The 21,142-nt window shown below is 41.0% G+C and carries 20 protein-coding genes; 1 reads left to right on the top strand and 19 read right to left on the bottom strand.

Going from position 1 to position 21,142, the window contains the following annotated elements:
- Positions 1-85: 85 nt before the first annotated feature.
- The 17 genes from PULV_RS15645 to PULV_RS15565 form a co-directional block, all read right to left on the bottom strand.
- Positions 86-4,246 (bottom strand): DUF6701 domain-containing protein, encoded by a 4,161-nt coding sequence (locus PULV_RS15645; protein WP_193332205.1) that lies wholly within the window; start codon positions 4,244-4,246, stop codon positions 86-88.
- Positions 4,221-4,670 (bottom strand): agglutinin biogenesis protein MshP, encoded by a 450-nt coding sequence (locus PULV_RS15640; protein WP_227009425.1) that lies wholly within the window; start codon positions 4,668-4,670, stop codon positions 4,221-4,223. The genes PULV_RS15645 and PULV_RS15640 overlap by 26 nt, the downstream gene beginning before the upstream one ends.
- 46 nt (positions 4,671-4,716) lie before the next feature.
- On the bottom strand, positions 4,717-5,550 hold the full coding sequence (locus PULV_RS15635) for a PilW family protein (RefSeq protein ID WP_086744063.1): 834 nt from the start codon (positions 5,548-5,550) through the stop codon (positions 4,717-4,719).
- Positions 5,550-6,158: a prepilin-type N-terminal cleavage/methylation domain-containing protein gene (locus PULV_RS15630; protein ID WP_086744062.1), complete on the bottom strand. Its 609-nt coding sequence runs from the start codon at positions 6,156-6,158 to the stop codon at positions 5,550-5,552. Before PULV_RS15630 ends, PULV_RS15635 begins: the two co-directional genes overlap by 1 nt.
- Positions 6,145-6,621, bottom strand: a complete 477-nt coding sequence (locus PULV_RS15625; protein ID WP_086744061.1) for a type II secretion system protein — start codon at positions 6,619-6,621, stop codon at positions 6,145-6,147. The genes PULV_RS15630 and PULV_RS15625 overlap by 14 nt, the downstream gene beginning before the upstream one ends.
- Positions 6,622-6,627: 6 nt before the next feature.
- Positions 6,628-7,167, bottom strand: coding sequence for a prepilin-type N-terminal cleavage/methylation domain-containing protein (locus tag PULV_RS22100; protein ID WP_086744060.1), 540 nt, complete (start codon positions 7,165-7,167; stop codon positions 6,628-6,630).
- A gap of 33 nt (positions 7,168-7,200) precedes the next feature.
- Positions 7,201-7,776 carry a type II secretion system protein gene (locus tag PULV_RS15615; protein WP_086744483.1) on the bottom strand — a complete coding sequence of 192 codons (576 nt, stop codon included), beginning with the start codon at positions 7,774-7,776 and terminating at the stop codon, positions 7,201-7,203.
- A 139-nt stretch (positions 7,777-7,915) separates the two neighbouring features.
- Entirely contained in the window at positions 7,916-8,419 is a 504-nt protein-coding gene (locus PULV_RS15610; protein WP_086744059.1) for a hypothetical protein, read from the bottom strand.
- 1 nt (position 8,420) lies between these two features.
- Positions 8,421-9,641, bottom strand: a complete 1,221-nt coding sequence (locus PULV_RS15605) for a type II secretion system F family protein (protein ID WP_086744058.1) — start codon at positions 9,639-9,641, stop codon at positions 8,421-8,423.
- A 6-nt stretch (positions 9,642-9,647) separates the two neighbouring features.
- On the bottom strand, positions 9,648-11,366 hold the full coding sequence (locus PULV_RS15600) for a GspE/PulE family protein (RefSeq protein WP_176365179.1): 1,719 nt from the start codon (positions 11,364-11,366) through the stop codon (positions 9,648-9,650).
- Positions 11,363-12,451, bottom strand: a complete 1,089-nt coding sequence (locus tag PULV_RS15595) for a tetratricopeptide repeat protein (RefSeq protein WP_193332204.1) — start codon at positions 12,449-12,451, stop codon at positions 11,363-11,365. The genes PULV_RS15600 and PULV_RS15595 overlap by 4 nt, the downstream gene beginning before the upstream one ends.
- A complete protein-coding gene (locus PULV_RS15590; RefSeq protein ID WP_086744056.1) occupies positions 12,448-13,344 on the bottom strand; it encodes an ExeA family protein in 897 nt (298 codons plus the stop codon). Before PULV_RS15590 ends, PULV_RS15595 begins: the two co-directional genes overlap by 4 nt.
- Positions 13,345-15,039, bottom strand: coding sequence for a pilus (MSHA type) biogenesis protein MshL (gene mshL / locus PULV_RS15585; protein ID WP_086744055.1), 1,695 nt, complete (start codon positions 15,037-15,039; stop codon positions 13,345-13,347).
- Positions 15,023-15,349: a hypothetical protein gene (locus tag PULV_RS15580; protein WP_086744054.1), complete on the bottom strand. Its 327-nt coding sequence runs from the start codon at positions 15,347-15,349 to the stop codon at positions 15,023-15,025. The genes mshL and PULV_RS15580 overlap by 17 nt, the downstream gene beginning before the upstream one ends.
- Complete coding sequence (locus PULV_RS15575) at positions 15,327-15,977, bottom strand: hypothetical protein (protein WP_086744053.1); 651 nt, start codon at positions 15,975-15,977, stop codon at positions 15,327-15,329. The genes PULV_RS15580 and PULV_RS15575 overlap by 23 nt, the downstream gene beginning before the upstream one ends.
- Entirely contained in the window at positions 15,974-16,567 is a 594-nt protein-coding gene (locus tag PULV_RS15570; RefSeq protein ID WP_086744052.1) for a PilN domain-containing protein, read from the bottom strand. Before PULV_RS15570 ends, PULV_RS15575 begins: the two co-directional genes overlap by 4 nt.
- Entirely contained in the window at positions 16,551-17,495 is a 945-nt protein-coding gene (locus tag PULV_RS15565; RefSeq protein WP_193332203.1) for a hypothetical protein, read from the bottom strand. The genes PULV_RS15570 and PULV_RS15565 overlap by 17 nt, the downstream gene beginning before the upstream one ends.
- 108 nt (positions 17,496-17,603) lie before the next feature.
- On the opposite strand from PULV_RS15565, the gene PULV_RS15560 reads away from it, so the two are divergent.
- Positions 17,604-18,503 carry a 1-aminocyclopropane-1-carboxylate deaminase/D-cysteine desulfhydrase gene (locus tag PULV_RS15560; protein WP_193332202.1) on the top strand — a complete coding sequence of 300 codons (900 nt, stop codon included), beginning with the start codon at positions 17,604-17,606 and terminating at the stop codon, positions 18,501-18,503.
- On the opposite strand, the gene PULV_RS15555 is transcribed toward PULV_RS15560, so the two are convergent.
- Both PULV_RS15555 and PULV_RS15550 read right to left on the bottom strand, forming a co-directional pair.
- Entirely contained in the window at positions 18,500-20,197 is a 1,698-nt protein-coding gene (locus PULV_RS15555; RefSeq protein ID WP_176365178.1) for an EAL domain-containing protein, read from the bottom strand. The two genes, PULV_RS15560 and PULV_RS15555, sit on opposite strands and share 4 nt — an antisense overlap.
- 98 nt (positions 20,198-20,295) lie before the next feature.
- On the bottom strand, positions 20,296-21,108 hold the full coding sequence (locus tag PULV_RS15550) for an ion transporter (protein WP_086744048.1): 813 nt from the start codon (positions 21,106-21,108) through the stop codon (positions 20,296-20,298).
- Positions 21,109-21,142 lie beyond the last annotated feature (34 nt).

Raw genomic sequence — 21,142 nt, 5'->3', positions numbered from 1 at the left:
TTATGCTATGGAGTTGCAAGGCAAAATACAAGCATTGTTCAATTTTTCAATTAATTTTAGCTAGCGTGTAGTTATACCACGACATTTAATTAGTTTCACGCCAATAAATCACTCTATCATTTCCTCGGTATCGTCCAAACTGAATTTGGCTTCGCGGGTTAAGCTGAGAATTATCACCTAGCCAGTCATACTGCAGCCAAGCAGGCGGGCTGACATATTCTAAAATAAACACGCCCCCTTGCTCTTGTGAGAAAGGATTGGCGATAATTCCCTCGCCTAATTGGTATTCGCCTGAACTCAAGGTTAGTGGCCCAGCACCACCTTGTAACGAAAACGACAGCGCAGGAGAATTTGGAGAAATCTGCACTAATCCCTGTTGATAAGTGCTACAGCTATCAACTGCATTCAACTTCCACTGATTCTCATCCCAATACTCAGCTTTAAGCGGCACTTGTATAGCATTAAAGGCTGAGCCATAGGTATCGAGCAAGACATAGCGACCATATTTGAACTCTATTGGACTCGGGTTTAATCTCACGCTATTGCAGGTGCTAGGTATATTAAGATTGCATGGTTGGGCTAAATCATTTTCCTCGTAATTTTCATTTAAATCTTTTAGTTCAGTAAACGTTGAGGATTCATTATCTTGAGCTGTGATAACAAACTGCACAGCTTTAAATGGGCCATCGGCGGCTGAATCTCGCTTGAGTACAAAATCATTTTCATCTAACTGATATTCACCAGCAACCCAGTTACCTTGATTTGCTTTATCTTCTAAACGGTTTACATTACTGCTATCTTTAAAATCATCATGAGCTTTATAGCGAGGCGTAGGCTCATTGTTTTCAAGTTTCATTGCAATATCAGCTTTGGCTAGTGCACCGCTGTAATTTTTAGTGACCGTGATATTATTAGTCTCATCACTGAGCGCTTTAAGTTTAAACGCCGCCCTAAAAGGTTGTTCTAAATAAGTGAAACCGCTATTGCACATTGGTGGCAAAATCACTGAACTCGTATCAAGATAAAACGCTGCGGGAACAAAACGCCCGATATGGTCAACCTCCCCAATTATCGTATCTACATGCCCTAAATAACCGCCACTGGCAACGGCAGTCTCTAAACCGATTATGCCCACCTCACTCCAAGTTGCATTAAATGCGGCGACCCCATTATTAAATACAACTCCTGTGGCATCAGGGCTAAAGTCACCGATTTCGCCACCAACAGGCAACTGCAAATCATGATTCAGACTCAGAGAACTTGAACTAATTTCGGATGAATGAAAGTTTTGTGTGGTTACACCGTTTTTATTCACTGCCGAAATAGTCACTGGGAATGCTTGATTGGTTTTTTTAAACACTGAACTGGCAGCATCGATTGCATAAGAGTTATCTGAAGGCGCATGTCCATCTTCAAAGCCAAACTCAAAACGATCTGGGCGCACCACAAACTCATTTGACGTCCCCTGTAATACCGCACCGTTGGCAACTGTTTTTTGTGCATCAAGGCTAATCCGACCTGCATCAGGGTAAACATTATTAAGAAGTGCCAAATCGTTATTGCTAGGATCGAAATTAACTGAAACGGTGACAAACGTTGACTCATTTAAACTGACACCATTACTTCGGAAGTTCATCGCATTATCATTGCTGCATGCACCTGGTGTCGTACAGTATATTTTAAGTTGCACTTGCTCGGGCCCACTCATTGCTGACTGACAAGCACCTGTCGTGGTATTTTTTTCAACAGCTTTTAAATAACTCGTAAAATCATGCCCAGCAATTTGATTCGGTAATAAGCTATTATCAGTGCCGTTCACAAACTTAAATCCTGAATCCTTAAACTCAGTGGCACATTGCGATGTTTCACTACCAGCAATAAAGCAACGTACAGCCGATGTTGGCTGTAAGTTCGTTAAACTATACGCCACACTTTGCGGTTGCAGATAATTGATCGCTAAGTTTGTCTGCCCTGTAAACGAAAAGGCATCTGATGGTACCCAAGTGGCTTCTGTATTGGGAGTCGCCACGATCTGGCCTGTGACATTATTTGCATATGGAGTCGCACACGTTGCATCTGCACATGCTTTGAGTACAACATTAGTCGCTTCACACGTGAGTCCCGTTGTGCTGGCCAATTCTATACGGTAATGATCAATGGACGGATTGAGACTACAGGCATGCACTTTACGCATGTCTTCTTGCACTTTTGCTTGCGTTAATGCACTGGCATATATTTTTACTTCGTCTATTTTACCCTGGAAGCGGCGGTTATTCAGTACACCACCACAAGATGTACTACCCGCTGTCGCCGTATCAATTCCAATATAAAAATCACACGGTGTGTCAAATAAGCCATCCGACCAACTGCTCGATGCAACCAAATTTCCGTTTATATACATACGCTGTGCACCTGCTTGGTATGTGACCGCCACGTGAGACCAAGTATTTAAACTCAACGAGATATTACTAGTTAAAGAGCGAGATTGCCGATTGTTATTGGTCCACCACCAATACAAGCGCTCTTGATTATTAAGGTGAAACTCAAAGTGCTCATCTTTTGAGACCAATGTTTGTAATTCATTTTGCTCTCTAGTCGGGTAAACCCAAGCACTAACGGTCAATTTTTCTTGGTTATAATCATTGCTATCGTTAACTCGAGCATAACTACTGCCATCCAACTCTAAATATTTACAAGTGCTATCTGGTGCCTCTGTATAAGCAGGATCAGGATTTGTTTGACTATAGGTTAACGCACCGGTGCCAGTTAAATTATTGATTAACTCTTGGGATGAATCATTCAAGTTATCTTCAAACTGATACCAACCAATTAAACATTCAGGAGCTAAATGCGCAGCACTACCATTGTAGCTTTTGCCTGCACTTTGGTTATCAAACACCGCTTTAGCCTCTGCTAGAGATACTGATCCATCAAAAAAAACGACTTCATCAATAACACCAATATAATTTTGCCCCCCTATAACTCCGCTTGAGGAAATTGTTTGTCCTAAAACCATTTGACTGATTGAAAGCGCACCTGCGGTTAAATTGATACACTCAGAAATTGTGCCATTGATATAAATACAGACATTTTCTTGCTCAACAGACACAACCAAATGCCGCCAGCCACTTAAGCTCAGTGGATTAAAAAACCAATATGATTGCCCATTTAAAGTCACTTGCGGGTAAAAAGAGCTTTGCCATTGCCGTAATTCAATCTTAAATTCTGAGCCATTGGCTGGGTTAGTGGCCGATAAAACTGTCTGTAAGGCTTGCGTATTCGAATAATCGAGCCACATAGAAACCGCAAAGCTACTTTTTCCCTGTAGCATGCTAACATCTTGAAAAGCTAGATAATCGTTGCTTGTATTAGCACTCAAATCAGCACTATAGTGGATCACTCCATTACTATTTTCATCAATATTGGTTGCTTGTGCTAGATAACCATTAATCAAATCAGTAACCGTCGAACTGGTTACATCAAAACATAAATCAAGCGGGTAATGAGCGTTAGCGACACCTCCCCCGTGCACAATTGCACTCCCACAAATCCCAGGGACTGGATTTGGTACCGAGAGTTGATTTGCCTCAAAACCTGCACCAACAGTAATATCGGCACCGGCTGTTACTCCGCCATCTATCACTGATAACGCGCCAAGCTGCGCTTCTCCAGTTGTGTAGATAAACCCTTTAAAATATGACGATGTTGCCGTGATAACCGTTCCATCAACATAAATGACTAAATACGCGCCCGCTGCAAAGTTAATATTTGTAGTTAACACTCTTAATTGCGCTTTAGTTGCGGAATTAAATGACCACCGTAAAAAAATTTCTGTGGGGCCGTTTACTTGATACGTTGTCCCAGCTGAAAAATCGAGGATTTGTTGATCAAAGTAATATTCACCATTTAAAACACTCGGAATACTAGTTCCTGTCACTGCTTTAAATTGGCTCGGTATAGTGCTCGCTTCAGCGGTTGTAATAGCATTTGTACCACTGGCAAAACAATTGGTAGGAGATGGGCATTTCGGTCGCCCACGTGATTTTGTCATTTGAGACGTGATCAGTTCACCATTTGAGGGATAGTTTATTGAGGCTGCACCATCAAACCGAATAGTACTATTATTAAAGGTTGCAAGACCACCAGGGAATAACGCATCACATTGCGGTAAAGCCAATGCTTGCATGCCAGTCATTGTAAAAATGACCGCCAACGCACAATTAATTAAGCGTTTTAGCTTCAACACTTAAACTCCTTTGAGTTTGCCAAAAATCTTTTCGACACGCTTGGCCAAGTGCGCAATCATTCACTTTACACGTCGCTGTGCTAGTGAGTCGATAGACACTCACTTGAGATACGCCTCCAGAAGGGGCTAGATTAAAATCTGGTACAGGCCCCACTTGCTCGCACGCTAATACAACGTTGCAATTTGCTAAGGCGGGTGAAATCAAATCAAAATTTGTTGTAACTGGACAATTTCCTGTACCAGGTGCCCCCCCTAAGGGAAACATCTCACTCAAACCTCGCTCCAACCCACTTTGCGCAGCCAAAAATGCACGTGCACCATAATACTCAACGGCATTATTATTGGCTGAGCTTGAAATAATCTTCACAACTGCCAACCCAAGGCCCAGCATTAAAATAGCGACAAATAAAGCGGTCAGCAACATGCTCCCGCCTTGCCGATTAAGCCGCTTTTTTGTTGCTATCTGTTGATTATGGCACATTGGGTAAATGAATCTCATGATTAAATGACACTGAGTCGCTACCAGAAAAGCCCATTTCAATCTGCAGGTTAACGATCGAATTGCGAGTCAAACTCGCTGACTCATACTTAAAAACAGGGTTAATTGCCAACGCATTTTGAATAAATTGGGCTAAAAACTGTCCTTGAACGCCATTTAAAGTGTGATTAGCCGTGTTTGGAACAGGCTGAGTGCTGCTAAAACCATATCCTTGATAGCGATATATCTTTTTATCTTCTAAACAAAACGACACTGGCCCACTACTTGATAAAACATACACCCTCTTGGCTGGGGAGCTGGCGCTAAATCCCAATTCGACCTGCCATTGATCCGGCTCTGTTGTCGCAGTTCCTTCAATTACTTGAGTAATTCTTCGGCGCTTACCCTGCGTAAGGTCAAATACATCATCAGCTGTTAGCGCATAAATACTGGCCCAATCATTCACATTCGGGCTTTGCTTTGCATCAACGACTGTCATCACGCCGCTCTGAGTCGTGTCCATGGGTAAATTATTAGTATAAATCGTACTACTTGAGAAGGGCACAAACTCTAAGCATTGCGAGCTAATACACAGATCACCTGGCTGGTTCGTACAACTTAACCTTACAGAGCCTGGAGTTGCATGACGCAACTCTTTACTTAAACGAGTCAGTAAAAAACGAGCCTGAGACACCACTTCATCACGTTCTGAGCTGTCAGCATAAATTTGCGCACCAAAACTTAGGTACTGCACAGTGCCAACCGACACAATGCCCAGTATCACAATCACTAAAATGAGCTCAACTAATGTAAAACCCTTATTCATTAATAATTCCCCCGATACGCAGAGAACTGATACAGCTCGTTAGTACTGGCTAACACCTCAATCGTGATTAACTTTGCTGTTTTGCTACTACTGCTGCCTGTATTGTCATAATTATCATCATAAGCAACCGATACAGATATACTAAAACCTTTATAATAATCAGTCGGAAGATTAAAAAAAGCCGCAAATTCAGCATCTGAGTTGAGTGTTAAATTGTGATAATCATCAACATCATTAAATGTTGCTCGACTCTCAAGACTTGAACCTGAACAAGCTGGAGGGGTTTTACTTGAATCAAGGCAATCAGGGCCAAAGCTAGATTGCACCGTACATATCAATGTCCCTTCACCGCATCGTAACCATGGTGCATTTCGTTGTGATTGTTGATCAAAAGATTTTGCAAGTATTTCATTCATTAAGGCCTGACCCAGAGCTGTTGCTCTGATTTGAACAACAGGATCGGCACTTTGTCTTGCTTGTGGAGCTAGCAGCCCAGTAATGATTGTTAGCGTGATTGATAAAATCACAATGCCAATTATAAGCTCAATAAGTGTGAAGCCATTTTGTGGTGATTGCCTAACGTGGAACCGTACTTTATTCACAACCATAAATAGCCCCCTCCACATTGATACAAATATCGGCTTCACCCATTTCGATCCGGCATGTATTAGCACAATTAGGAACACCATTAGTGCGGCCTAAACTATCGAACTCAATAACAGAAAAGCTCGTGTTATTAGTATCTAAGGTGGAAAAACGGACATCAGTGCGATTTGCATCTAAGGCAAGCACTAAATAATCTGCATTATTACTATCGGCAGTATTGGTACAGGTATCCACAGCGGGTGGCGCCATTAACACAGGTGTAATAATAATTTTGTGACAGGCCGCGCCTGTATTTTGCATTGCACGTAATTGCATCGTGCGTAGTATAGAGAGGCCTTGGTCGCGAGCGGTGTACGAATCAAATATACTCGGGCCAAAAAATTTGGGCAGCACCGTCACCGACAGTGTGCCCAAAATAACTAACGTAATGATCAGCTCAACTAAAGAAAAACCGCGAGCTTTCATATTAGATTAACAAGCGTCTGTATTCACAACGGTTGAAGCTGGCGTATAAACACTTCCTGTAACTGTCGCAGCTACATACCCAACATAACAGCCATCATTTGTATCGCCCGCAGTGCCATTACCAGCTACAAATGCAGCTGGTGCAGTAGAACCATTTGCATAAATTACAGCGCCAGCCGCAATAACATTGAAATTAAAGTCAGAAGTGTTTACAACTCCTGCACCACTTAAGTCTGCAACTGAGATTTCTAGTGCTTCAATAATACCCGCGGCTGTTGCTGCAGGGTATCCATAAACAGTGTTGATTGTATCACCATTAACCGTAATAGAATTTGTTGCAGCCTTCTGAATACCAGCTATTACAGACTTACCATAAATAATATTCATAGCGCCATTAACTGAGCCATCAACCCCTTGAATAGCCGATGCATTTGCATCACCTTGCAAGTCTAAAAATTTTGGTGATGCCGTCACGGCTAAAATACCTAAAATTACAATCACGATGATCAGTTCGATCAAAGTAAAACCTTGTTGTTTCTTATTCATAACGACCTCTAATTAAAATAATATATTAATGTATTACTGATTAAACACTGTTACTTGACCTGTAGAAGGCAAGTAAGTAAACCCTCTAAAATTACCCGCAGCTGGTAGTGCGCCATTCGGTGGAATGGTGGTATCGATTGAGCTGCTTAAATAATAAAGGCAGGTATCCGTTGCACCATCCGCACGGACAAAGTATCGATTATCCTGAATGTCAGTTAAAACGGCACTTGTTGTATTAGGTGGTGTACTTTGTAAAATAATATCAAATACTTGCTTGCATTTAGCCGCATCCATCTGACTCGCACGCGTATCAGTGCCTGTACTATCAGTAGTCGGGTAACCGATTGAATTATCGATGCCGACGGTGACAGTATCATAGGTTATGAAAGCGGCATTGCCAGTCCCTTTTGGGCGGCCATTTAATTCCCACTGCGAACGCACTAACCCAACTGCAGCAGCAAATCCACCAGCCATCCCCTCTACGGATGCATCCTCTGCTTGTTCAGTTACATCTAAAAAACGAGGTAGCGCAGTTGCCGCTAATAACCCAAGAATAATGACCACGATGACTAACTCTATCAGGGTAAAACCAGCTTGTTTTTTCGTTATTTTCATAACATTCCTTTTATTCTGGTACAAAGTTATTAGTTAAATCTAACTTAAACACTGTGCTTAGTTCAATTACTTATTGTAAGTTATTAGTTTAAATTACTTTTATTGCTACTTAATTGCAGATTCTAGCTTATTTTCAATGTATTGGTAACAAATAAACCTGCCCATTTTTGCTGTCATACACTAAATAATCTTGTTCAGTTACTTTGTATCGACAGCCTACGACTTCTTCTTTAATCAATATAGTGTCAGCATGTAAAGAGGCACTCCATGGCTGAGATTGCACACTGCTCCATAGTTGCTGGCAATCAAAATTACTTCCATTTTGCAGGCCAATCACATGCCCTCGTGCATTTACACGAAAGCTCACAGAACCCTTTTTTATTAACTGCGAGCCTTCCACAATGTCCAACGTAACGTTTGTACGTCGTTTTTGTAACCATTTACTGCGGATCGCACTCACTGTTTGTTGAAATTCTGCAACGGAGCGGTCTCGATTAACCACATCGATTGACTCCATTAAAGAAGTTACTTTTTCAGCAAATATACCAAAAAAAAACGCAATGATAATCAGCAATATAACCGTGTAATACAGTTTACCATTCGATGTTGGCTTGTCGTTAAAATCACGGGATTTCATCCTAACGCCCTTTGATGGCAGACATCATGTCCCACATCGGTGTAAAAATACCTAAAGCTAACACCAGCACCATAACGGCGACGGCAGAAATCAGAATGGGTTCAATTTTAGCTGTGAGGCTTTTTAAATCGAAATCAACTTCACGCTCATAAAACTCAGCCGACTCTTGCAGTAATTCATCCACCTGACCCGTTTCTTCACCAACTGAAACCATTTGTAATACTAACTGAGTAAACAAGCCACTATTGCGAGAAACACGAAGTAAGCTTTCACCTTTTTCAATGCCACGACGCATTTCGATGACTTTTGTTTCCATATAGCGATTATCAACCGCCTCAGATACTAAGGTAAGCCCTGTTGTCATAGGAACACCCGCTTTTAAAATCATAGCGAAGCTTCGGCTGTAACGAGCTAAAAGAGAGCGTTCAATAATTGAACCAACTAGCGGAAGTTTTAGTTTTATTCGATCCCATTTTAAGCGCCCCGCATCCGAGCGAATGTAATTGCGTACACCTAAAGTGCTCACCACCATCGCGATAATCAGTAACAACCAATAATCAACAAAAAAGTCTGACGTATTGATCAAAATACGAGTCATTAACGGTAACTCAGTATGGAATTTACTAAACATGTCAGCAAAGGTCGGAATGACAAAAATATTTAAAATAAACATCGCCGCAACCAATGCCAAAATAACAAAAGTTGGGTAACGCATGGCTGATTTGATTCGTTTACGCGTTTCTTGCTCACGTTCAAAGTAAGTGGCTAATTGTAAAAAAGCATCCTCAAGCTTACCGGTGCTTTCGCCGACCACTACCAATGAAATCATTAAGCGATTAAATACTTTCTTATGACTAGCCATCGCACTGGATAAATTACGCCCCTGCTCGAGCTGTTTAGCTAAATCATTCAGCGCTTCTGAAAAACGTTTGTGAGTAGTTGTATCAGCCAAACCAACAATTGCTCGAATAATCGGTATTCCAGCTTTAAGCAGTGAGTACATCTGACGGCAAAAAACAATCTGCTCATCAAGCCCGACCTTTGGATCAAAATACTGCATAACATCAAACGCATCACCGCTATCTTTGGTTTCAACAATACTCATCGGGATAAAATCTCGCTTGAGTATTGAATCCGCGGCAGCTGCTTGATTCATAGCTTCAACCACTCCTTGGTGCAACTTACCTTGGCGGTCTTTGGCTTGATATTTAAACATCGGCATCGACGATTACTGACCTATCAATTCAGGAAGACCTTCAGAGACCCTAAAGACCTCATCAAGCGTAGTAATGCCTTGCTCAGCATAATCGAGAGTCATCAACGACAACGGTTCAAAATCAGGGTTATCTTTAGCTGCTTGGGCAAACGCTTGTGTGTCAGACGCCCTTAATGCATCCATCATAGGTTCGTTCATTTCGAGTAACTCGAACACACCTACTCGCCCTTTGTAACCGGTATAATTACAGCTTGAGCAGCCTTTTCCAACACTAAACGTTAAAGGCTCTGTCGCACCTCGTTTTAAATATTTCACCCACGCTAGCTCTTGTGCATCAGGTACATACTCTGTGCGACAATTTTCACATATGCGCCGCACTAAGCGCTGAGCAATAATCGAGCGTAATGAACTCGCCACCAAATAGGATGGTGCGCCCATATCGATTAAACGCATTGCACTGGTAATTGCATCATTGGTATGCAAGGTTGAAAGTACTAAGTGACCTGTTAACGCGCCTCGCAATCCTATCTCTACAGTCTCCTGATCACGCATCTCCCCCACCATAATCACATCGGGATCTTGTCGAAGCGTGGTACGCAGCACGTTGGCAAAGTGCAGACCTATTTTAGGGTTAACTTGGACTTGGTTAATACGCTTTAAACGATACTCGACAGGGTCTTCTACGGTAATAATTTTTGTACTGGGTTGATTTAGCTCGCTTAATGCACCATACAAAGTGGTTGTTTTACCCGAACCAGTTGGACCGGTGACCAAAATCATACCATGAGGGCGTTTTAGCGTTTCACGCATTCTGCGTAACATTTTTTCCGGCATACCAGTCTGATCAAGCGTCAACAATCCAGCCGATTGATCCAATAGTCGCATTACTACCGATTCGCCGTTTTGAACAGGCATAGTCGAAACACGCACATCAATACTGTGATTTTTAACCTTGATATTAAAGCGACCATCTTGCGGCATACGTTTTTCAGAAATGTCCAGACCTGACATGAGCTTGAGTCTTAATACTAAAGCGGCCGCAATGGCAACTTGGTCTAACGTATTCTCATGCAAAATGCCATCGATCCGCTGACGGATCCGCAACAAGCCTTCATCTGGCTCAATATGAATATCTGAGGCACGCATTTGTACAGCATCTTCAAAAATTGACTGCAGTAATTTAACAACCGTAACATCCGACGCATCATCATCGAGGGCATTGAGATCAAAATCTTCACCCTCTTGATATTCTTCTTCAAGCTGCGAAGCAAAGTTCTCGATATCTTGCGTACGGCGGTACAAGCTATCAAATGCATCCATCATTTGGCTTTCTTGTACAACCGCTAATTCAATTTGCTTTGGTTCGACAATCGGTGCGATTTGATCAAGGCCACTTAAGTCAGCGGGATCAGACATACCTAATAAAATTGAATCACCTCGATCCTCAATTACTAAGGCTCGATATCGGCGGGCATATACTTCAGGTAATATTTTTGCGACTTCAGGGGCTATGCGCTGCTGAGAAATATCTAAAAAAGGCACATTAAGCTGCTGGGCTAAAAAGCGTAAAAGCTGCGCCTCACTCAACATATTCAATTCGATCAATGTTGACCCAAGTTTACGACCAGAGGATCTTTGCGCCTGTAAAGCCGCTAATAATTGATGTTCTTCGATAATGCCTTCATGAACAAGCAAGTCACCCAATCGCATTTTTAATCTAGGTCTGATCATAATCGTCCCCCTAAATACTCCAGACGTTTTTCGGCATGGCTGCGGGAATTCGGCGACAACCCCCCGAGCTCTAGAGCCGTCATATAAAAACGACGCGCATTACTTTGCTCTCCTGCTGCATCAGATGAACTGGCTAGCGCAAGCCACCACTTTGCTTGATCAGGCTGAAGCTGTGTTAACTTTCTAAAGCTCGACAATGCAATCGAATTTTCATTCAATTGTTGTGCAGCAGTCCCTTTAAGAATCCAATAATCAATATTTGCATGTGCGTCATAGGAAGGGCTTAAAATTGATAAGACTGATTCATAACTTTGACGCTCGACTAAAATTTTAGCCAATAAAATTCGCCAGCGCATCACATCAGGGTTCAGAGATAACCCATGCCTTAAAATTGCATCTGCTTGCGCTAATTGACCTCGGCCATAATAAGCTGCCGCCAATAAACTGCGGGCATCAATATGCATGGGCATCAAAGTTAATGATTTATCTAAATCTCGAATTGCATCATCAACCAAACCAAACTTAAAAGACTCCTTCCCTTGAGTAAACCATTCTTCGGCTCGCTCGCGAGTTGTAAGACGCGTCACCTGAATTCGCGCTGATGCAGGCTGAGCAGGCGGACTACTTTGCACCACAGTGTTGTTCATTTGCTGTTTTTCATCCGCAGCAGCGGCTGCAAAACGTTGAGAGCTAACAGAAGGCTCTGGTGAAACTGGTTCTGTTTGCTTGCTTGAACTTTCAACCAAATCCACAGCAGGTGACTCTCTTTCGCCTTCGATGGGTAACGAAGTCAAGGTTGCAGGCACTTCTGCTTGCACCTCAACCATTGATTCAGCTGTAACGCTTGGCGTGAGTTGCGCCACACTTTGCGGTGTATTACTAACTTCATTTGACACGCTGAGTTTATTCGGAATAAACAAGTAAGCTAAGACTACACTACCCAGTAAAAGCGCCCCGAAAAGACCCACTTTAATCCATTGCTGAATATCAACAATATTTGCCACTTCAACCGTGGGTTCAATTGGCAATTGCGCTGTGACTTCACGTTGTTCAATATCTTTGAGCATTTTATTAATCACACTCATAGCACTTGCCTCCAAAACCAAAGACCTACAATTACAAGTACTACACAGCCGCTTGCTATTATTCCCCACTTAACATGGGGTGCTTGAGTGCAATCTTCTGTATCGGCAATGGCATGACTAACATGCCTGACTGTTAATTTATCTTCACCTTGGCCAAAAGCTTGTAACAACACCTTGTGACATAACAAATTGACTAACCTTGGAATACCTCTGCTTGCTTTGGCAATTTCAAGTGCACAACGTTTATTAAAGAGTGATTGCGCTGCACCGGCTACTTTTAAGCGATGTTCAATGTAATACACCACTTCTGCTTTGGTCATTGGGCGCAGTTGATATGAAAAACTAATCCGTTGACGAAGCTGACGCACTCGTTCATTAGACAGGCGTTGATCTAATTCTGGCTGCCCAAAGAGCACAACTTGCAGCAGCTTTTTTTGCTCTGTCTCTAAATTAGTAAATAGTCGGAGCGCCTCTAACGCGTCCCAACTTAAGCACTGCGCTTCATCAATAATCAAGATAACGCTTTGCCCTGCACCTTGCAGTTGCAGTAATTTATGCTCAATTTTTTGTGAAAGAGCCTGCTGATCAAGATCTGAATCACTCGTCAAGCCAAGCTCTGTTGCAAATGCCCAGCGTAATTCGTCAGGATTTAGATAAGGATTGGGCAAATACGCAACAACGGTATCCTCAGATAAACTATTGAGTAATTTTCGACACAATAATGTTTTACCTGTCCCAACTTCTCCTGTTACTTTTATAAATCCTTCGCCCATTTTCAATGCTGTCAGCAGAACTTGCATCGCTTCATTATGCGGTTTTAACGCGCAAAAAAACTGCGTATTTGGCGTCAAAGAAAAAGGCATTTCATTTAATGAAAAAAACGATAAATACATTTAATTTGTATACCAGCTTTTAAGCAGTTTCATTGAGCGCTGCTGTTGCTGCTGCCACGTATCAGCCATTACGACTGTCGGCTTAATTAAAATTACGAGCTCTTTTTTATCTTGGCGTTTTCGCACATTTTTAAATAAGTTGCCCAACATTGGAATGTCTCCAAGCAAGGGAGTTTTGGATTCTTCATCACTGGTCACCGTTTGCATCAAACCACCTATCACGACTATTTCACCACTACCGGCGCGAATAACAGTATCTGATTCTCGAATGTTACTTTGTGCAAGCGGGAGGACAAACTCTTCATTATTGAGCGTAATTACTTTGCGTTGTTCAGCCGTTTCAGTCACCGACGGGTGAACATGTAAAATAACTGAACCATACTTGTCAATTTGTGGGGTGACATCTAGCGCAATCCCCGAAAAAAACGGAGTCAGTGATATCTCAGGTGTCGTAGTGGTCGCGTTACCAGTTACTGTCGTGCTTGATACTTCGGTAACGAAATATTCATCTTGCCCAACTTTGATCACCGCCTTTTGATTATTTGTTGCTGTGACACGGGGATTAGACAACATTTGCACATCACCTTGAGTTGAGAGTAAGTTCACAACACCTGAAAAATCTGCATTCTTAAAAACAACATTGGTGACACCACCTAAACCGGCTGAAATGGTATTACCAATTTGGCCTGCAGCCGAAGTACTAAAATTAAAATCAGTACTGCCAACATGACCGAGCACTTCAGTCCAATTAACCCCTTGTTGATAGTCATCTTTGAGCGTCACTTCTATAATTTTAGCTTCTAAAATCACTTGTCTTTGTAAGCTTTCTTCACTTTGACGCAAAAACTCTTTCATCGCTGCAATTTCACTCGGTAATGCATGCACAGTCACTAAGCTGGCCTGAGGACTGACGATAATATAGCGTCCTTTAGCTTTGCCAACGAGTGACTCTAAAGCCTTTTCCAAATCACTCCAGAAATCAGACTCTGAAGACGTTTGAATACTGGCCCCATTGATTTGCATATTATTATTGCCGCCGCCAATACTATTGCCGTTGTTATTGTTATTGCTGTTGCTGTTATTTTGATTAAAACCTTGTGAACCTGAGTTCGACGATCCGCCACTACCACCTTGATCAAATTGACTGACACCACCTGCAACTACGCTAACCGTTGAGATACCGGTTCGCTTCATCATCAAATAATTAACAGGGATTGATTCCGTACGCATTCGGGCAGGTAGCACCTGGATAATTTTTCCTTCACGAAAGACATCAAGCGGGTACATTCGAGTAATAATTTTAATGACTTCATCAATTGTTACGTCTTTGAGGTTTAAGCTAATGTTTCCTTCGACCTCAGGGTGCAAAGCAACACTATACGGCGTGCCATCAACAAGGCTGGTGAAGAAATTTCGTACATCAATCTCATTCGACGCTATTTCAAAACGTTTAAGTTGCAATTCATTCGGTGCAAATAAGTTGGAATTGACCGATGAAAGCAGCTCTGCCGTTAAACCATCTGGCATTGCGTTTGAGCGCGTTTCTGGCGCAGGCTGTTGTGGATCAGCGGTTAATTCCTCACTGATATGTGGGCGGATATCTTGCTCAGTTTCAGTCAATTGACACCCAGAAAGAAGTGACAAAAACAACGCCGCACTCGTAAGCTTTAATGATTGATTAACGTTTAATTTCATGAGGATATAATTCTAATTTTAGTTGTTCGTTACCACGAGTTAAATAAACAGCACGCTGACTTATTTTAGCAACCACATAGTCGCCAAGCAGCTCTCCTTGCTGATAAATAGCCCCCGAAATAATCGCTTTATAATGCCCGTTATGGTGGATCAAAGACTCAAGACGCCATTTTGCTTTACTTTGAGCGATGTTTTTAGCTGAGCCTTGAGATAAAAAACGCGGTTTTGTCGGATCAACTAAGCTCTGCGCAAACAAAGGAGTCGCCACCAACAACACTATCGTTACGCTAAATTGAAATAAATTTTTCATCAGCACTGACCGTTGCAATAATTAATGTGAGTTGTGCATTAGGATACTCAACCACGTTGTACTCAAAATCCTTGATGAACAACTTTTCTTCAATACTTTGAATTTGCTCAACATAGTTCAAAAGGGCGAAAAAATCACCTTGTAACGTTAATACCATCGAGTGCTCAAAAAACACATTCACTGACTGCTCACCTTCACCAACAGTAATGCTATTTACAGGCTCTAACTTAAAAGATACTAACGATACTTTGCTGTTATTTACTAAAACTTTTTTTAATACCCTCGCCATTTTATAAGGCGGAATAAACCCTTGGCTAAAAACCTGTAGTTGCTGATCCACTCTGTCTAGTTGCTGTTTGGCTTCTTCAATTTCAGCTCGCAACTGCCCAGTATAATCTTGTTGCAAAGCATTCTTAAACATTTCTATTTGCTGATGATTACTTTTAATGCTCTGCTGAGTTACCTGCAAATTTTTTGAAGTTTGCACATACTCTTTATACATTGGATTAACCAGAAAAAATCCGATTAAATAACAAATTAGAAACAGCGCAACACCTAAAAAAAGATATTTTTCTCTTAACTGCAATTGTGCAAATTTCTCTGACCATGCTAACCATTGCTCTTTCATGGCTGAGCCTCTTTTTCAAGACCGGCAAGTGTAAACATTACCGTGTTATTTTTTTGTTCAAATTCCATAACAGAAAATGACTGCCCTGAGAAAAAGTCAGATTGCTTCAAATTATCAAGCCAATGTGGCAGTACACTGGCATTTTCTGCCATTCCAGCCAAGGTAACATTGTCAGGGTTTATCTTAAATTCAGTTAACCAGATTCGATTATCATGAAAACGCGCCAAATCAGTCATTACATTGGCAAAATAAACGGCATCAGCCTCGCTTCGAGACGAGATAAAATCAAACATCAACTTTTTATGGGTTATTTCATTTTCTATGAGCTTAAGTTCTTGAGCCAATTTACTTTTATTTTGCTTTTGCTCAAGCTCAGCTTGCAATTGATTTAATGACGATTGTTGCTGTTCGGCTACATATTGCTCCGTTATTAATGCTTTTTTTAATTGCGCAACTTGAGTCGTTATTATTGAGCTCACCACAAGCATCACACTAAAAACAACCCCACTTATTACCAATAACTTTACAAGTGAAAGCGGGTCTTTTTGCGGCCTAAGTTCAGGTGTATATAAATTAATCCGATTCTTCATTGCCACCCTCTATTAACTCTGCGGCCGCAGCAATTGCAAAATGATACTGCTCTTCATGACCTTGGCAAATTGGTAACTCTGACTTAAACGCCTGTACTTTTACCGGAAAATACTGACCGAATTGCGCCACAATCTCAGCTAAACAGGTACTGGGGATACGAATCAAGATAGACTTTAAAGGGGGTTGTTTTAATTGGCTTTCAAAAAAATCAATTGAGCGTTGCACTTCTAAACTAAGTGAATCCAACATACCATGAGCTAACTCTTCGAGACTCATATCACTTAAGCGACTAAACCCACGAAGACGACGAGAAAACAAGACACATCCATCACGAACAATTAATAAACTAGGCTCTTGAGCAACCTCTTGGCTGACAATCAAATTTGCAGCACTTTGCTTACCAACTAACGAAGCAATAATCATTTCATCGCAAGTAAGTAATGACAATGGGGCATCAGATTGATTCACGACATCGATCAAAGGCGAAATTAAGCTTCGGTTACTGACAAAAACACTTATTTTATCCAGCGGGCCTTGTTTGATGGGATTATCGATATAGTCAGCAATGATGTCAGCTGGATTGATTGTTACCAAATCCTTTACCGTCCATTGTAAAGATTGCTGAATTTCCAACTCTGACAGTTGAGGTTTATCCATCTGTACCAATTGATACATGTTACTCGGCAATACTACAGCCGATTGCCCTTGATATTTATCAAACTGTTGTAAGCAATCAGCTATAGCGGACAGTAAATCGGTTTCATTTTGAAATTCTTGAGTCACTTTTTGCTCAACGACCCACTGCTGCTGAGCAGGCACTAAACACACAGCTGTGATTTGCAGATGCTGAACAACTAAACCAACCATCGCGGAGGGGTGATTATTGATATTCAAAAATGGTAAGCGGTTTAGCAGAGTTTTTATCATATAATTATTATAACATATGCTGATATCTTAAATTATCAGGTATTTAGCACACTTAGCAAGTTTATTACCGTGTTAAGTGCACTAAGTCATTTAGAGTAAGTGCAATTAATGAATATTAGTCTTCCAGAGTCCCCATTACAAACTCTTAGGCATCCTCTTTTAAAACACCATAATGTAACTCTCAGCGTGAAAAGGGATGACTTATTGCACCCCATTATTAGCGGCAATAAATGGCGAAAACTTAAATATAATTTGATTGAAGCGCACAATCAACAATATACCCATTTACTCAGCTTTGGTGGTCCTTTCTCAAATCATTTACATGCATTAGCTGCTGCAGGGCGAATTTTTGGCTTTGAAACCACCGCGATTATTCGCGGCCCCGAACTCGATTCTGGCAATCCGACAATTCGCTTTTTACGAGCATGTGGTATGAAATGTCATGCTGTTGATCGACAAACCTATCGATTACGAAACTCGCCCGAGTATCTATCACAGCTAAATAAGCAGTTTGAATCTGCGTTTATCATTCCTGAAGGTGGCAGTAACTTATTTGCAATCGACGGAGTCGCAGAGCTTGCAAGGTCACTACCACAGTTCAGTCACCTCATTACCCCAGTGGGCAGTGCAGGAACTTTGGCAGGATTAATTGAAGGCGCACAGCAAGATCAACACGTTTTAGGTTTGGCGGTATTAAATCAAGCTGATTATTTAATTGAAACAATAAAAACACTTAGCCCTAAAGCAAACGAGCAATCAAATTGGCGCTTATTTACTGAATTTCACGATGGTGGATATGGACGTTTCTCCCCCAAACTTTGGCAGTTCTGCCAGCAAATGCGACGAGATTATTGCTTGCCATTAGAACCGATTTATAGCGGCAAACTCTTTTATGGATTATTTCAATTAATTGAACAGGGTTATTTCAAATCTGGCAGTGAACTATGCGCTATTCATACTGGCGGGTTACAAGGATTAGCAGGGCTTAGATACTGTAAACGAATTTAAACTTGGCTGAACAACGCGAGTTGTTGTAATGGTTCAGAAAAATAATGTCCTTGCGCGCCAGTAACCCCTAACTTAGTTAATACATCTAGTTCAGCCTTAGACTCTACTCCAGTGGCATAAACAGGAATGTTCTGCTGCAAAGCCAAAGCAATAATTTTTCTGACGCTATGTTGCTTTAATACATGATGCTCAATGTGATGCACTAGACTTAAATCCAACTTAAATCCGATCACATTAAGCTGTGTTAATTGAGTTTTATATTTAAATTCGCACTCAATGTTATCAAGTACGATGGCGACTTTAGCTTGCGCTAACAGTTGAATGGTTTTTAACAGCTCGATAGATTGCCCCGATAAATCCTGTAAGCTAATCTCAAATGCAACACGGTGCTCAACCCGCTGAGCATTCAACATACTTAACAACTGGCTTAAATGAGCAACATCAAGCAAAGTAGCATGATTTATATTAATGCTCACTCGGTTGTAACCTGGCTCATTTTCAATAATTTTGAGCACGTTTGTCAGAACTTTTAAATCTAACATACGCTGATCAGCCAATGACACCACATTTGCTAAAAACTGCTTAGCACACAACAAACCCAATTCTTTATGTCGTAACCTTAATAAGGCTTCATGCTGTAAAATCTCTCCATCCGCGATGGAAAATACTGGCTGAAACAAAAATAAATATTGTTTTTTATCGATAATCTCCATGACCTGCTTAGCTGTAAACGTCAACAAATGGTTATAGGTATGGTTATAAGTCAAACGATAATAATGCTGCCATGAATTAGTGCGACTGACCGCAAGTGCAGCTTCAGCTAATTGGTAAACCAACGCTTGATCAATTGTTTCATGAGCTTCAGTGCGGTAATTACATAAACCCAGTTTTACATCGCCTCCTAGTAACTTTTTATTGTACTCTCCAGCAATATGAGCAATTAATCCATGTAATTTCTTTTCTATATTAATCAATAGCTCAGAGCTGATTTGTGCTAATGTGATGGTCATTCGCCCCGAAGGTAAACACTTAATCGACACTAAACCAATCCCTTCAAACTGTGTTTTAATTGCTTGTTTTATTTGCAAACTCATGGCCTTTACTTGCGATGCAGTCAAAGCACTCGCTTGGCGATAATCCACAATTAAAAACGCTTTATAATTTACCTCACCTAAACCCAGTAACGTAGTATTCAATAAAGGCTCAAAAGCGGGCTTTGGTAAATTAGCAACCGTATTTGAAGTAAATAAACGCTCAAACTTAATCGGCTTTGCCGAATTTTTAATGAGTTGCACTGACTTTTTAAGCTTTCTTTGTTGTTTTTTGATGTACATCATCAACATAACAAACAGACCAATACATAACGTATTCGCCAAAATAAAATAATAACTCTTACTTAACCAAACCGGAGGCACTAAAAAACCAAGCCCATTGGCATAATAGACATCGCCAATTTGCGTCGACTCCAAACCCGTATTATTACTAAACAAAACAAAATTATTAGCGAGAATTTCTTTCTTAACATCAGAGACAGGTAACACAGGACTTTGCTCAAGAAGAATAGCAACCGCAGATTGGTCTTGGTTTAGAAAATAACCATACATAAAATAATTCCCAACCAAGGTAAAAAAGCACATAACAGCGACAAGCGCACAACAAAGAATAGATTGATAACGACGAGGGATGAGTTTCATTAACAACCTTACGCAGAATAAGCAGAACTGCATTAAGTGTTGTTCAAATCACAAGGAATACAAGCTATGCAGCAAAGAAACTGCATAGCTTATTGCGCTTATTTTAACTGTTGTTGCTGCAGTTGTTGACTCAATTGAGCAATTTGTTTTTGCAGTTCATCAAGTTGAGAGCGAGTAGCGGGTTTATCGCCGTCAGGGGTTTGTTCAGAGACAAATGCCTGATGCTCATTATTCATCACTTCTAAAATGACCCCAACCATCATATTTAAGAAAATAAAGGCCGTTAAAAAAATGAAGGTCAAATAATATAGCCAGCTTAAAGGGTGAACAGCCATTGTTTCGTACATGACATCCGTCCAATCTTCAAATGTAGCGATCCTAAACAGTGTCAGCATTGCAATCGAGACATCGCGCCATAACTCTTCATTTATATCACTAAACATCATGCTACCGACTGCTGCATAAATATAAAAAATGACAAACATTAATAGCGCAATATGCCCCATTCGCGGAATGGCTTTCAGAAGCGCATTAACCAGCATGCGAAGCTCTGGCACCATAGAGACTAAACGCAAGACCCTAAAAATACGTAACAAGCGTGCGATAAACACCGAAGAACCAGCCAAAGGCACTAAGCTACCAACAACAATCACCACATCAAAAATATTCCAGCCTTTAGAAAAGAACGCCTTAAAACCCTTAGATGCCATATATCGAATAATGATTTCGACTAAAAAGAATAGGGTGATAGCGCGATCAAGGACCAGTAATAAGTTTTCTAGCCATACCGGGAGCGCATAAGTATGTGCACCCACGCTAATGGCCGAAACAACAATAACGAAGATCACAAATGACTGAAATAGCTTACTATTATCAATACGTTGAAACAGCAACTGTAATGATTGAAACATCAAATAAAAACCTCTAAATATCAAAAAGCCCCAA

Source organism: Pseudoalteromonas ulvae UL12, assembly GCF_014925405.1.
Classification (GTDB): domain Bacteria; phylum Pseudomonadota; class Gammaproteobacteria; order Enterobacterales; family Alteromonadaceae; genus Pseudoalteromonas; species Pseudoalteromonas ulvae.
Note: the sequence above shows the minus strand (reverse complement) of the source record. Positions and strands in the feature narration are given on the sequence as shown.

Excerpts from the sequence above, each read along its gene's own strand:
- PULV_RS15595 (WP_193332204.1), bottom strand. The coding sequence starts at position 12,451 with ATGAGTGTGATTAATAAAATGCTCAAAGATATTGAACAACGTGAAGTC.
- mshL (WP_086744055.1), bottom strand. The coding sequence starts at position 15,039 with ATGAAATTAAACGTTAATCAATCATTAAAGCTTACGAGTGCGGCGTTG.
- PULV_RS15605 (WP_086744058.1), bottom strand. The coding sequence starts at position 9,641 with ATGCCGATGTTTAAATATCAAGCCAAAGACCGCCAAGGTAAGTTGCAC.
- PULV_RS15625 (WP_086744061.1), bottom strand. The coding sequence starts at position 6,621 with ATGAAAGCTCGCGGTTTTTCTTTAGTTGAGCTGATCATTACGTTAGTT.
- PULV_RS15610 (WP_086744059.1), bottom strand. The coding sequence starts at position 8,419 with ATGAAATCCCGTGATTTTAACGACAAGCCAACATCGAATGGTAAACTG.
- PULV_RS15590 (WP_086744056.1), bottom strand. The coding sequence starts at position 13,344 with ATGTATTTATCGTTTTTTTCATTAAATGAAATGCCTTTTTCTTTGACG.
- PULV_RS15600 (WP_176365179.1), bottom strand. The coding sequence starts at position 11,366 with ATGATCAGACCTAGATTAAAAATGCGATTGGGTGACTTGCTTGTTCAT.
- PULV_RS22100 (WP_086744060.1), bottom strand. The coding sequence starts at position 7,167 with ATGAATAAGAAACAACAAGGTTTTACTTTGATCGAACTGATCATCGTG.
- PULV_RS15580 (WP_086744054.1), bottom strand. The coding sequence starts at position 15,349 with ATGAAAAATTTATTTCAATTTAGCGTAACGATAGTGTTGTTGGTGGCG.
- PULV_RS15550 (WP_086744048.1), bottom strand. The coding sequence starts at position 21,108 with ATGTTTCAATCATTACAGTTGCTGTTTCAACGTATTGATAATAGTAAG.
- PULV_RS15640 (WP_227009425.1), bottom strand. The coding sequence starts at position 4,670 with ATGTTGCTGACCGCTTTATTTGTCGCTATTTTAATGCTGGGCCTTGGG.
- PULV_RS15560 (WP_193332202.1), top strand. The coding sequence starts at position 17,604 with ATGAATATTAGTCTTCCAGAGTCCCCATTACAAACTCTTAGGCATCCT.
- PULV_RS15570 (WP_086744052.1), bottom strand. The coding sequence starts at position 16,567 with ATGAAGAATCGGATTAATTTATATACACCTGAACTTAGGCCGCAAAAA.
- PULV_RS15555 (WP_176365178.1), bottom strand. The coding sequence starts at position 20,197 with ATGAAACTCATCCCTCGTCGTTATCAATCTATTCTTTGTTGTGCGCTT.
- PULV_RS15575 (WP_086744053.1), bottom strand. The coding sequence starts at position 15,977 with ATGAAAGAGCAATGGTTAGCATGGTCAGAGAAATTTGCACAATTGCAG.
- PULV_RS15630 (WP_086744062.1), bottom strand. The coding sequence starts at position 6,158 with ATGGTTGTGAATAAAGTACGGTTCCACGTTAGGCAATCACCACAAAAT.
- PULV_RS15565 (WP_193332203.1), bottom strand. The coding sequence starts at position 17,495 with ATGATAAAAACTCTGCTAAACCGCTTACCATTTTTGAATATCAATAAT.
- PULV_RS15635 (WP_086744063.1), bottom strand. The coding sequence starts at position 5,550 with ATGAATAAGGGTTTTACATTAGTTGAGCTCATTTTAGTGATTGTGATA.